Raw genomic sequence first — 12,226 nt, forward strand, 5'->3', positions numbered from 1 at the left:
CCTTCGGAACACCTCACTGACGAAAAGCGCCCCGCCCCAGCATACTGTTGGGGCGGGGCTTTTTTGCCCATATCGCCTTTAGCGCTGGTCGCAAACGCTGGGGCGAATGTGGTTATTTTGGAGATACAACATGAACGATTTTACTCTGAATGCTGAAGTGCGTTCCGACCTGGGGAAAGGTGCGAGCCGCCGCCTGCGTCGTCTCGCAAGCCTGGTTCCAGCTGTAGTTTACGGTGGCGACAAAGCCCCTGAATCCATCAGCATGCTGGCTAAAGAAGTTGCCAAACTGCTCGAAAACGATGCGGCCTACAGCCACGTTATCGAACTGAACGTTGGCGGCAAAAAGCAAAACGTCATCATCAAAGCCCTGCAACGTCACCCATCCAAGGGTCATGTTCTGCACGCTGACTTCGTACGCGTCGTAGCCGGCCAGAAACTGACCGCTATCGTGCCTGTGCACTTTGTTGGTGAAGAAGCTCCGGTCAAGAAAGGCGGCGAGATCTCTCACGTCCTGAACGAAATCGAAGTGACCTGCCTGCCGAAAGACCTGCCTGAGTTCATCGAAGTCGACCTGTCGGCTCTGGAAATCGGCGCAATCATCCACCTGTCCGACCTCAAGGCTCCTAAAGGCGTTGAGTTTGTCGCACTGGCTCACGGCGATGACAAAGCTGTTGCAAACGTACACGCTCCACGCGTTGCTCCAGAAGCTGAAGAAGGCGCTGCAGAGTAATTCACTCTGTATTGCCGGAGCTTGAGGAAACATCGCGGACCGAAACGTAGCGAGAAAGCGGGCGATAACGCGGCGTTTACTCTTGAGTAAATGATCTCTTGTCGTCCACTTTCGCCGCACGCAGGTGTAGCGATGTTATCCACAACTCCAAAGGAAGGGCCCCTGTCGTGACTGCCATTAAACTGATCGTTGGCCTGGGAAATCCAGGCGCCGAATACGAACAGACCCGGCATAACGCGGGGGCCCTTTTTGTTGAGCGCATCGCCCACGCCCAAGGTGTAAACCTGGTGGCCGATCGCAAATATTTTGGCCTGACCGGACGCTTCTCGCATCAGGGTCAGGATGTTCGTCTGTTGATTCCCACCACCTACATGAACCGCAGCGGCCAGGCTGTAGCGGCGCTTGCGGGCTTCTTCAGGATCAAACCCGAAGAAATCCTGGTGGCCCATGACGAACTGGACCTGCCACCCGGCGTTGCCAAGCTCAAGCTCGGCGGCGGGCACGGCGGGCACAATGGCCTGCGCGACATCATCGCGCAGTTGGGCAATCAGAATAATTTTTACCGCCTGCGGCTCGGCATTGGCCACCCAGGCGTCGCCAGTATGGTTTCAAATTTCGTCCTGGGTCGTGCGCCACGCGCCGAACAGGAAAAACTCGATGCCAGCATCGACTTTGCCCTCGGCGTGCTGCCGGATATCTTCGCCGGTGAATGGAACCGCGCGATGAAAAACCTGCACAGCCAGAAGGCCTGACTTTTTTCCGAGGGGAAACACCATGGGATTCAATTGCGGCATCGTCGGCCTGCCCAACGTCGGCAAATCCACCTTGTTCAACGCTTTGACCAAGTCCGGTATTGCGGCGGAGAACTTCCCCTTCTGCACCATCGAACCCAACAGCGGCATCGTGCCGATGCCCGATCCGCGCCTGGACGCACTGGCGGCCATCGTCAATCCCAAGCGCATCCTGCCGACCACCATGGAGTTCGTCGACATCGCAGGCCTGGTAGCCGGCGCGTCGAAAGGTGAAGGCCTGGGCAACAAGTTCCTGGCCAACATCCGTGAAACCGATGCCATCGCCCACGTGGTCCGCTGCTTTGAAGACGAGAACGTGATTCACGTCTCCAACAGCGTCGACCCGAAACGCGACATCGAGATCATCGACCTGGAACTGATCTTCGCCGACCTCGACAGCTGCGAGAAGCAACTGCAGAAAGTCGCGCGCAACGCCAAAGGCGGCGACAAGGACGCAGTGGTCCAGAAAGGCCTGCTGGAACAGTTGATCGCGCACTTCACCCTGGGCAAGCCAGCACGCAGCCTGATGAAGACCATGGGCGCTGACGAGAAGGCCGTGGTCAAGGGTTTCCACCTGCTGACCACCAAGCCTGTGATGTACATCGCCAACGTCGCTGAAGACGGCTTCGAGAACAACCCTTTGCTCGACGTGGTCAAGGCCATCGCCGACGAAGAAGGTGCCATCGTGGTACCGGTGTGCAACAAGATCGAAGCGGAAATCGCCGAACTGGATGACGGCGAAGAGAAAGACATGTTCCTTGAGGCCCTGGGCCTGGAAGAGCCTGGCCTGAACCGTGTGATCCGCGCCGGCTACGAAATGCTCAACCTGCAGACCTACTTCACCGCCGGTGTCGAGGAAGTCCGCGCCTGGACCGTAAAAGTCGGCGCCACTGCGCCACAGGCTGCCGGTGTGATCCACACCGACTTTGAAAAAGGCTTTATCCGCGCGGAAGTGATCGCCTACAACGACTTTATCCAGTTCAAGGGTGAGGCCGGTGCCAAGGAAGCGGGTAAATGGCGTTTGGAAGGTAAGGAATACATTGTTAAAGATGGCGATGTGATGCACTTCCGCTTTAACGTGTAAACGCTACCTGCGAAGTCTACGACAAATAAAAAAGCCGATGCACTGCATCGGCTTTTTTGTAGGTGAAACTTCCTAACATAGGACAAGCATCGTTCACACTTCACTACCAGACTTCCCCTACTTACCCCCTCCGCCTTTAATGCAGCCAGGCAGTTGCACAATTTAAACTCAATAATGCCGGGGTTTTCCTACATTATTCCGGCCCACACTTACGTCAATATCCCCGTATAAGTTCTATACCCTCATTCCTGATTGACGAGCATAGACTGTCCTCTCAACACTGAAGTCGAGCGATAATGGAGAACTCTTCGATGTCGGTCTCCACCCTTGGAGAAAATGAAAAAGATACTTCACTCTTCGAAGACACGGATATTGAAAACACACTGAGCAGCACGGCCCCCCTCAACATAGACATACTGTTGCTGGGAGAAACCGGCACTGGCAAAGATACCCTGGCGCAGCGGGTTCACCGCCTATCGACACGGCGGGGCAATTTTGTCGCGGTCAATTGTGCGGCTATTCCTGATAGCCTCGCCGAAAGCCAATTGTTCGGCGTCAACAGCGGTGCCTATACCGGCGCCATCCAGTCCCGTGCCGGTTTTATCGAGGCAGCCCATCTCGGCACCCTGTACCTCGATGAGATCGATAGCATGCCGTTGAACCTGCAAGCCAAACTGCTGCGCGCGCTGGAGTCGCGGGGGGTAGAGCGCCTGGGCTCAACCCGCTTCATCCCGGTGGACATGCGTGTGATCGCGTCTGCCCAACAATCGCTCCACCAGATGGTCGAACTCGGAACCTTCAGGCGCGATCTGTACTTCCGTCTGAATGTCGTCAACATCCAGCTTCCAGCCTTGCGTGATCGGCGAGAGCACATCATCCCGTTGTTCCTGGAGATGATTCAGCAGGAAGCCCACCGGTTCAAACGCACTGCCCCGCCGCCCACTGACGGGCTGCTGCAACAACTGCTGTGCCACACCTGGCAGGGTAATGTTCGGGAGTTACGTTCTACGGCCAAGAGGTTCGTGCTGGGCCTGCCACCGTTTTCTACCTCGGTGAGCGACCAACAGAAAATCCAGATGGGCCTGAAGGCACGCCTACAACACGTTGAAAAAGCGTTTATTGAGGAGTCGTTGCGCAGGCATCACCACTGTGTAGAAACCGTCGCGCTTGAACTGGGTGTTGCCAAGCGCACGCTGTACTACAGGATGAAACAATTAAATATATCATTAATGTAGAAAAACTGTTCCAGCTAAGTGCCTCGCCTAACTAGACACCAGCGCATCTAAAAAAACACATTTAGGAACATCTATACCGAGCAATATTCGGAACCATTTTCTTCTAGCAACCACACACTCATCGTCAGATTCAAGTTGTGGAGAAACATGTCACAGACTCAATACAATTTGCTTTACTGACGGTTAGTACCACTTAAATACCTTAAGATAGGAAGTTATTATGAGCGCAATTTCCGCTTCAAGCCCTGTTTCTTCTGGCTACGCCACAAATAATTACGCTTCACCAACGTCATCGGATTTGTCCGGAGCAATGGGCGGAGGCGACGATGATCTGATAGCCCAAGCAAAAGCTGTCGGCAGGGACGGTGCGATGAAAATGCTTGATATGAAAGCGTTTAACAACGTCACCTCGGCCGCTAAAGCAGTCCAATAATAAAAGCACCTCTCCGAGCTGATGATTGGAGAGGTGCTTGTACTGCTTGAATGATTCAATCGTTAACGTCAGCGACAAAAAACTATCGCCCCCACACAGTAGACTTCACATGTGGATAGAAAATATTGAGTCTTCAGTATCTGACGAGACTGTCGAGAGGAACGACAAGACGTCTGAATTTTTGGCGCTGGATACGGATGTCAACTTTTTCAGCTCAATGCTCGAACACTCATTCCCGGCTACCTCCGCCTCAGGAAAAAGAGGCCTGCCGACGGCGCTGATAGAAGCGATTGAGCCGCTCAATATCACAAGAGCGCGTCTTGCGCGAGCACTGAAATCCACAAACAAGCAGATAAATATCCAAGAACTTAAAAAATTTCCGGGAGAGCTTTCCGGTGCGGTTCTCACGTCTCAACTACTGGTAAAAACCCTTGGCAAGACAACTCAAGGCATCGACAAGATTTGCAATATGCAATAGTGAACATGAATAGATTGTTATCCGCCGCGCTGATTTTTTTTATTACGTTGATATTAAGCGGTTGCGGTGACCGCGTTGAACTTCATCGTCAGCTCTCTGAACAAGAGGCCAATGAGGTCATAGCAGAATTGGCAGATAAACATATTCGAGCCTTAAAAATCCCGGCCAAAGATGGTGTCGTCGTGGCGGTTAACGCAATCGATATCGGACGCGCCGTACGTACCTTGGAAGCCGCCGGTCTACCGAGAATGGCCCGGGCAACATTGGGCGATACCTTTCGCAAGGAAGGCGTTATTTCCACGCCATTGGAGGAGCGCGCACGTTACATCTATGCCTTGTCCCAAGAGCTTGAGGCGACCTTCTCTAACATCGACGGCGTTATCGTTGCGCGGGTACACGTAGTGTTGCCCGAACGCATCGCACCTGGGGAACCTGTCCAACCCGCATCCGCGTCAGTATTCATCAAGCATGATCCGCGCCTGGATCCCGATAACATCCAAGCACGCATTCGCAGAATGGTGGCAAGCAGCATCCCTGGCATGACCACAGCAGTGGAAAATCCGCAAAAACTGACCGTGGTATTTGTACCTGCCACCGCTTACCAGGAACAGCAGCGCCTCGTGTATTTTGGCCCTTTCCTGGTACCCAGCGATGACCTGGGGTTTTGGCGCAACAGCACAGTCTTCACTCTGCTAGCCATGGTTGCCGTCGTGAGCACCGGACTATTCCTACGCAATCGGCGTCAGCGTCTTGTAAAAGGTGCGTCCGTGGCAGGCGAATCGACTGGCCTCTCCCATGACGCCTAGACCCGTCAATCCAATGAGCGAACATCTGGCCTGGGCTCAATGGTGGGCATTCCCATGGAAGTATGCCCACGAGGACTGGAGAGGCGAAAAATACCCAGCGATCAGCACGCTATATCACCTTGGACGGTTGGCGCCGGGCAACCTCACGGGGGTTGCAACCTGCTTGCCTGCTGCCCCTCACCCTACCGTGCTTCGCCTGGCCCTCGCCTCAACTGAGCAACTCGACCTGGCGATGACACTGATTCACGACACCTTTAATCCTGAGGCAGCAGCCCCCTTGAGCAACAGCCATCATCTGTGGTGCATGCGTCTGTCCAAGGCGCTGCCCCCAGCCATGCTGCCTTGCGACGCTGATCCATTGCAATTGCTCCATAGCTGGGTGGAACCGGCGACTTGGCAACGTCTTCGGTTGCGCTTCCCACGTGAGCGTGTAGGTGATGTCGAAAAAAGAAATATCTCATTCGAGAACGCCAGCAGCCGCCTGAACACACTGTGGCAAGCCGTGGTCTGGCGCGTGACGAATTTGGCAAGCGACCCCACGCCCCCCTGAATCGAAGGGGTAAGGAAATCAGCGATGTTATGTCGATACACCATTGAGTTGCTCAAGGACGCTACGCACGTACAGAGCAGCCTGATCCTGCGGGAAGAGCTTGCCAACTGGAAGCAGGCCGACCAACTCTTGAACCGGGCCCATGCACAGGCCGATGAGCTGATAAGCCTGGCAGAGGAAAAATGCGAAGCCTTGCTGGAAAAAGTATCCCTGGAGGTCTGGCAGCGCGCGGATGCCCAATTCAAGCGATGGGAGCACGACCGTCAAGCGATGTACGACAGCCTGGAGCACTACGCAACATCGATCACCAACCAGGCAATTCGCTGCCTGCTTGACGAGACGGTAGCCCAACAAAGGCTTGGAGCCCTTCTCAAGCATTTGATGGCGAACCAGATTCAAGAGGTCAACGCCACACTACTCTGTCACCCCCATGACCTGGAGGAGGTGAAACAGTTTTTTGTTCGTCACACCTCCACACGCTGGAAACTTCAGGCTGATGGCACAACCCCCCTGCAGACACTGGTACTGAAAACAGACGAGGGCGATTTTCGCATCAGTTGGAATTCGATGATCGAAGCTTTTTTCAACGGCAGTTACGCAAACGAGTCCTCTCCACAATAAGGAAAACCATATGGACTTTTTCGATAAGTTGTCACGCCAACTTTTGAAGAATAACGCTGTCAGCGATAAACGTCTTAGGGCTTTAGTGGAGATGGAAGAAGAGGATGAAGAGTCTGCCGAACTATTCTACAACCTCGCGCTAAGACGCTCTGCGAGCGATATGGCTTATCACGAGCACAAGCGGGCGACCCATCTTATGTACAAATCGACGTTTGAGAGTTTCACCTGATATGCACGAGTTGATCAATGAATGGTTAAACAGCCATAACGAACAGATCAGTTTGTTCGAAGGCGACGATGAAATCATTCTTAAACGTCAAGGGGAAGTGCTATTACTGGGTGCTCAACTAACTTCAGTTCGTCCCGATAATGCAATCCTGCAGAATTGGATGCGACTGGGCGCCGCCAGCCTGAATCATTTCCAAGGCGCACTGGCCCTCAAAACTGAAAGCGGCGCGCTATGGCTGGTTCAAAGTCTGCGCAGCGGGCAGGAAAAGAGGGCTGTGCTCGGCTGTCTCGAAGCCCTGCTTAACCAACGTGACACATGGCGCTCAACGGTGACACGTCTCGCTCAGCCGGCCCGAAACCTCAAACCCACTTCGCTACGCTCACTATCCTACTGAACAGAGAACTGTGAATGTCTAACAAGCCTCACAAGCGCAGTCGCTTGCGTCCAGACTCGCCTGCCGATTCCCTTAAAAGATTCCATTGGCGCAACATGATCCTGCTTCCCTGGCTGCTGATCCCAGCAGGGAACACACTGGCGGCCATACCCCCCGAGTGGAAAAACACCGCATACGCTTATGAAGCTGAACATAAGCCACTCCGGGAAGTGCTGGAGGATTTCGCCCAGACCTTTGGGACACAACTACATGTCGAGGGCCTGCTGGAAGGCAACGTAAATGGCAAGATTCGCGCCAATACCCCGCAGTCGATGCTCGACCGTCTGGGGGTAGAACACCGTTTCCAGTGGTACCTGTACAACAACACCCTCTATATCAGCACGCTGGACCAGCAAGACTCGGCGCGCCTGGAGGTTTCTTCCGAGACCATTGCCGACCTTAAGCAAGCGCTCACCGATATTGGCCTGCTCGATAGCCGTTTCGGTTGGGGCGAGTTGCCCGAAGACGGCGTGGTACTGGTTTCGGGCCCTCGACGCTATATCGAGCAGATCAAACAGTTCAGTACCCAGCGCCGCTCTCCGGATGAAAAGCAGAGTGTGCTGAGTTTCCCGCTTAAATTCGCCAATGCGACGGATCGTCAAGTGGATTACCGCGGCGAGAAGCTCACTATTCCGGGAGTGGCCAGCATTCTGCGTGGATTGCTGGAGCCGCGCTCCAATTCGACCCTCAACAGGCTGAACCAACCCTCCCCGTCACAGCCAGCGCCGCTCGTACCGAACATTCCCCGATTGAACAACCCTTTACTGCGGCAGATGCTGGGTACAAACGTTAACACCGGGCAGGTGGATCCGCTCCCGACACTCACCTCGCGAGCCCCGGTCTCACCCAGCAGGATTCGCGTCGAAGCCGATGTACGCAATAACGCTGTGCTGATCTATGACCTGCCTGAGCGGCAGGGCATGTACCGAGAGTTGATCACTCAACTCGATGTCGCGCGCAAACTGGTGGAAATCGACGCGATCATTCTCGATATCGAGCGCACCCAATTGCGAGAGTTCGGGGTGAACTGGGGGTTTCAGAACAGCCGATTCCGTGGCGGCGTCAATATGGCACCGGGCACCTCTTCACAGGTGTCGATTGAGAACCGCGAGCGCTTCTACGCAGATATACGCGCGCTGGAAGCCAAGGGGCTGGCAAGCATGGTCTCCAACCCCTCGGTGCTCACCCTGGAAAACCAACCGGCGGTCATCGACTTCAACCGCACCCAGTACCTGACCCCCGGCCGGGAGAATGCAACCATTTTACCGGTCACCGTGGGCACCAGCTTCCAGGTGGTCCCCCGTGTCATCACCAGCCGTGGCAGCCACCAGATCCATTTGGCGGTGGATATCGAAGATGGCAACTTCAACGAAACCAACCCCACTCCCGGCAACCTCGATGTACGCCGAGGCAAGGTCAGCACCCAGGCCGTCATGGCGGAAAAGCGCTCACTGGTGGTCGGTGGTTTCCACGTCACCGAAAGCAGCGACAAGCGCAACAAAGTCCCCCTATTGGGTGATATCCCGCTACTGGGCAAGGCGCTGTTTTCCTCGACAGAACGGCAGAATAATCGACGTGAACGCCTGTTCATCCTCACCCCGCGCGTCATCGGTGACCAGGCCGATCCGTCGCGCTACCTGCCCCAGGCCGACCAGGTCGAATTGCAGGCAGCCCTCGCACCGTTGGCGCGGCGCTACAGCCCTCACCAGCCGGTAATCAAGCGCAGCGACATCATCAGTACCCTGGCGCACATGGTCAGCGGGAAAGTGCCCAAGGCCTTCAAGGCGGCACCAATGCCCCTGGGGCTGAACAGTTTGTGCAGCACCCGCGACTTGCTCGCGCTGAACACCGAACGCAGCCAATGGTATGCGGGACCGGACTACAACGTGGCGGTAGTGGTCCTGCGTAACCAGGTCAAACGCCACGTGCGTATCGACGAAAAGGAATGCAGCAACTCGCAGACCCTGGCCGTCAGCGTATGGCCGCGCGCCTGGCTCAAGCCGGGTGAGGAAGCCGAGGTGTTTATCGCCATGCGCCCGGTGGTGAAGGATGAACACCTCAGCGTGCCTCGCCCCTCCTTGATTACTCCTGCTCAGAAGGCCACGCCATGAAACACCGCTTATTGTGCGTCACCCTGATCGCAACGGCACTGCTTGTCACCGCCTGCACGCCCACCTGCAAGGGGGACTCCTGCTCACGCCCGCAATCGAGCAAGGACAAGATGGTGATCTGGTGGCCACCGCAGATGCGTGCCGAGCCTGGTCCCGCCGGGGAACGTGCGGATTACCAGACTATCTCGCTGGAACGATGAGCCGCCAGGAAATGCCCGACAATCAACGCCAGGTATTTCTGGACAATCTGGTGAGTGGCGCTGCCGCTCACCTGATACTCGCTCCCGGTATCAAAGCATGTGCACTGCACGCCGGCAAACGCCCGGGCATGGCCTTGCAAGTCGCTCGTTCAGCATTACAGGCAGGGCAGTTGCAGCAGGTATTGGAGCGGCGCTTTGAGCTTGCCGTGGTGTTCGATGGTTGTTTTATCTACCTGGACGCGCAGGATGCCTTGGTAATCTGGCACGCGCTGCCGGCTGCAAACGATGCGCTCGACGGACTCCTCAGCCGGATGCTTTCCCTGGCCAATCTCCAAGCCCTGGACACACGCTCCACCTGCTGATCAGCGACGTTCCAACTCAGGCAATTCCAGCGTTTCGCGCTTGGCTTCATCATCAAGCTCACGCAAGGTGCGATAGATCAGTGCCACAGCCTGCAAGGATTCGCGGGGAATGCTTGCTCCCAACGCTTTGGTATAGAGCAAGCGTGCCAGCCATACGCATTGGATGACCGGCACCTCGGCAGCCTTCGCCTGCGCAATCAACTGGCGGGCGACGGCATCCGTACCTTTGCTGACCAGCAGCGGAAGCGGTGTCTTGCCCGGGCGGTAATACAGGGCGACAGCAAAGTGGGTCGGGTTGACCACCAGCATGTCGGCTTCCTCCAGCTTGGGCAGCTTGACCTTCGGTTCCTCCTGGGCCAATTGCTGCGCCAGCGCGCGGCGCTGGCCCTTCACATGCGGGTCGCCTTCCATATCCTTGTACTCTTTGACGACCTCGACCTGGGTCATGCGCATGCGCTTGGCGAAGAAGTACTTCTGCAAGGTGAAATCGATAACTGCCAGTACCAGTAACAATGCAAGACAGGCATGCAGCAGATAGCGGAACAGGGCGATCAACGCCAGTAGGTAACTTTGCAGATCGCTGTTGGCCAGGTTGATCAACGTCCCAAGAGAGGGCCAGACCACCAGGAATACGATCAGCCCCAAAAGAAACGCCTTGGCGATGCTCATCAACAGATTCATCAGCGACTGGGCAGAAAAGAATTGTTTAACTTGGCTGATCGGGTTGAGACGATTGAAATCGAGCTTCAGTGCCTCGGGTGCAAACAGCAATCCGAACTGCATCCAACTGGCGATCAGCTTCGTGGCAATCGCCACGCCGGCCATCAGCAGGCCGAATGAGAAGAACACCACCAGGCCTTCAATCAGCACTTCTTCCAACGCCCGTACAAAGGGCTGGTCCAGGCGTGAGATCGGCAACACCATCAATTGCTGGAAACGTTGCAAGCTGGTATCGGCGGTGAACAAGGCGATCTCGCTGATGGCCGCCAGCACCATCAACTTGGCCACATCCTGACTTTGAGCGACCTGGCCTTTCTGGCGCTGGTCACGCAGCTTCTTGGCTGACGCCGGGTGCTTTTTTTCCCCCGAGTCACTCATGGCATCGGGGCCTTGAATAAAAGGCCCAGCGAGTGCTTCAGGTCACTCAGTTGGCTCATACTCCCCACGATCAAGTCCTGCAGCAGCGCAAAATACAACAGCAGAATACCGATCCCCGCCAGGCACTTGACCGGTGGCGCCAGCGTACTCACCTGTAGCTGCTGACTGTAGACCCCCAGCAGTGCGATGCCGAACTCCAGCAACAGCAGCACCGCGATAAAGGGAGCAGCGTAGAGCATCATATGGGTGAAGGTGTCGCCCAGCAGGCCGACAAATACGCTCATGCCATCAGGCGCCGGGAGTGGGAACCATACGGTGGGTGGCCAAATCAGGTAACTGTCCCAGATCACCTGAGTCAACGCGCCTAACCCCAGGGTGGCCATCAATAGAAAAATCGCCAATTGCTTGAACAAATGCCCTATCGGCGTCGCATCCGGCCCCAGTGAAGGATTGAGCTGACCACCGGCCAAGGCTCCGCGCTGGTTATCGAGCAAAGCCCCCACCGACTCGAACAGCCAGAACGGCATCGCAAGCAACATCCCCAGCAACACCCCCAGTGCCAGCTCCTTGAGCGCCAATGCAGCGAGCACAAACGCTGAGTAATCATGCTCCGTCAACACAGCATGAATACCCGGCGCGGGCATCAGCGCCATGACCATCACAAGGATGTGCCGGAGCATGCCGCGTATATGCTGGAAACAGAACGCCGCCACCAGTATTCCGCACGGGTAGATTCGCGCCATGCCGATCATCAGACTGGGAAGGAAATCAAGATAAGCCAACACGGGCGAGGCCTCAGTTCCGGGCCGAGCGGCCAATCATTTCGAAGGTCAAGTTGATCAGTTGGATCAACTCCACGCCAATCCAGCGCCCCGTCAGGATCAACGTAACCCCTACGGCCACCAGCTTGATGCCAAAAGGCAGCGTCTGGTCCTGTATCTGCATCAATGCTTGCACCAGAGACACCAGCACCCCCACCACCACCGCCACAATCAATGGGGGGGCAGACAGCACCACCACCAGCAACATGCCCTGCTTGAACAGCACAATCGGGTCCATACGCCA

17 protein-coding genes are annotated in these 12,226 nt (G+C 55.8%); 14 read left to right on the forward strand and 3 right to left on the reverse strand.

Annotation, left to right across the window (positions count from 1 at the left end; genetic code table 11):
• Positions 1 to 130 precede the first annotated feature (130 nt).
• From BLQ09_RS24660 to BLQ09_RS24720, 14 genes are all read left to right on the forward strand, one after another.
• Positions 131 to 730 (forward strand): 50S ribosomal protein L25/general stress protein Ctc, encoded by a 600-nt coding sequence (locus BLQ09_RS24660; protein WP_027606889.1) that lies wholly within the window; start codon positions 131 to 133, stop codon positions 728 to 730.
• Positions 731 to 897: 167 nt separating this feature from the next.
• On the forward strand, positions 898 to 1,482 hold the full coding sequence (gene pth, locus BLQ09_RS24665; RefSeq protein ID WP_010213318.1) for an aminoacyl-tRNA hydrolase: 585 nt from the start codon (positions 898 to 900) through the stop codon (positions 1,480 to 1,482).
• A 22-nt stretch (positions 1,483 to 1,504) separates the two neighbouring features.
• Positions 1,505 to 2,605, forward strand: coding sequence for a redox-regulated ATPase YchF (gene ychF / locus BLQ09_RS24670; protein WP_027606890.1), 1,101 nt, complete (start codon positions 1,505 to 1,507; stop codon positions 2,603 to 2,605).
• Between the two features lie 311 nt (positions 2,606 to 2,916).
• Complete coding sequence (locus tag BLQ09_RS24675; RefSeq protein WP_027606891.1) at positions 2,917 to 3,840, forward strand: sigma 54-interacting transcriptional regulator; 924 nt, start codon at positions 2,917 to 2,919, stop codon at positions 3,838 to 3,840.
• Positions 3,841 to 4,060: 220 nt separating this feature from the next.
• On the forward strand, positions 4,061 to 4,273 hold the full coding sequence (locus BLQ09_RS31140; RefSeq protein WP_133822121.1) for a hypothetical protein: 213 nt from the start codon (positions 4,061 to 4,063) through the stop codon (positions 4,271 to 4,273).
• A 46-nt stretch (positions 4,274 to 4,319) separates the two neighbouring features.
• The gene (locus BLQ09_RS24680; protein WP_256221293.1) at positions 4,320 to 4,751 is read left to right on the forward strand and encodes an EscI/YscI/HrpB family type III secretion system inner rod protein; all 432 of its coding nucleotides are present in this window, start codon (positions 4,320 to 4,322) and stop codon (positions 4,749 to 4,751) included.
• 5 nt (positions 4,752 to 4,756) lie between these two features.
• Complete coding sequence (gene sctJ, locus BLQ09_RS24685; protein WP_027606893.1) at positions 4,757 to 5,557, forward strand: type III secretion system inner membrane ring lipoprotein SctJ; 801 nt, start codon at positions 4,757 to 4,759, stop codon at positions 5,555 to 5,557.
• A gap of 13 nt (positions 5,558 to 5,570) precedes the next feature.
• Positions 5,571 to 6,107, forward strand: a complete 537-nt coding sequence (locus BLQ09_RS24690; RefSeq protein ID WP_027606894.1) for a hypothetical protein — start codon at positions 5,571 to 5,573, stop codon at positions 6,105 to 6,107.
• A 24-nt stretch (positions 6,108 to 6,131) separates the two neighbouring features.
• Entirely contained in the window at positions 6,132 to 6,728 is a 597-nt protein-coding gene (gene sctL / locus BLQ09_RS24695) for a type III secretion system stator protein SctL (protein ID WP_027606895.1), read from the forward strand.
• 10 nt (positions 6,729 to 6,738) lie between these two features.
• Positions 6,739 to 6,957 carry a hypothetical protein gene (locus BLQ09_RS24700; RefSeq protein WP_027606896.1) on the forward strand — a complete coding sequence of 73 codons (219 nt, stop codon included), beginning with the start codon at positions 6,739 to 6,741 and terminating at the stop codon, positions 6,955 to 6,957.
• 1 nt (position 6,958) lies between these two features.
• Complete coding sequence (locus BLQ09_RS24705) at positions 6,959 to 7,351, forward strand: hypothetical protein (RefSeq protein ID WP_027606897.1); 393 nt, start codon at positions 6,959 to 6,961, stop codon at positions 7,349 to 7,351.
• Between the two features lie 14 nt (positions 7,352 to 7,365).
• Positions 7,366 to 9,501 carry a type III secretion system outer membrane ring subunit SctC gene (gene sctC / locus BLQ09_RS24710; RefSeq protein WP_027606898.1) on the forward strand — a complete coding sequence of 712 codons (2,136 nt, stop codon included), beginning with the start codon at positions 7,366 to 7,368 and terminating at the stop codon, positions 9,499 to 9,501.
• Positions 9,498 to 9,701 (forward strand): HrpT family type III secretion system protein, encoded by a 204-nt coding sequence (gene hrpT / locus BLQ09_RS24715; protein WP_027606899.1) that lies wholly within the window; start codon positions 9,498 to 9,500, stop codon positions 9,699 to 9,701. The genes sctC and hrpT overlap by 4 nt, the downstream gene beginning before the upstream one ends.
• Positions 9,702 to 9,712: 11 nt before the next feature.
• Entirely contained in the window at positions 9,713 to 10,063 is a 351-nt protein-coding gene (locus BLQ09_RS24720) for a hypothetical protein (RefSeq protein WP_043293689.1), read from the forward strand.
• Here BLQ09_RS24720 and sctU read toward each other — a convergent pair whose 3' ends face one another.
• The 3 genes from sctU to sctS are packed head-to-tail and all read right to left on the reverse strand — an operon-like array spanning position 10,064 to position 12,220.
• Positions 10,064 to 11,161 (reverse strand): type III secretion system export apparatus subunit SctU, encoded by a 1,098-nt coding sequence (gene sctU / locus BLQ09_RS24725; RefSeq protein ID WP_027606901.1) that lies wholly within the window; start codon positions 11,159 to 11,161, stop codon positions 10,064 to 10,066.
• Positions 11,158 to 11,946, reverse strand: coding sequence for a type III secretion system export apparatus subunit SctT (gene sctT, locus BLQ09_RS24730; RefSeq protein WP_027606902.1), 789 nt, complete (start codon positions 11,944 to 11,946; stop codon positions 11,158 to 11,160). The genes sctU and sctT overlap by 4 nt, the downstream gene beginning before the upstream one ends.
• A 10-nt stretch (positions 11,947 to 11,956) precedes the next feature.
• Positions 11,957 to 12,220 carry a type III secretion system export apparatus subunit SctS gene (gene sctS, locus BLQ09_RS24735; protein WP_027606903.1) on the reverse strand — a complete coding sequence of 88 codons (264 nt, stop codon included), beginning with the start codon at positions 12,218 to 12,220 and terminating at the stop codon, positions 11,957 to 11,959.
• Positions 12,221 to 12,226: the final 6 nt, after the last annotated feature.

The sequence above is a fragment of the Pseudomonas sp. NFACC25 genome (genome assembly GCF_900100935.1).
Taxonomy (GTDB): Bacteria; Pseudomonadota; Gammaproteobacteria; order Pseudomonadales; family Pseudomonadaceae; genus Aquipseudomonas; species Aquipseudomonas marginalis.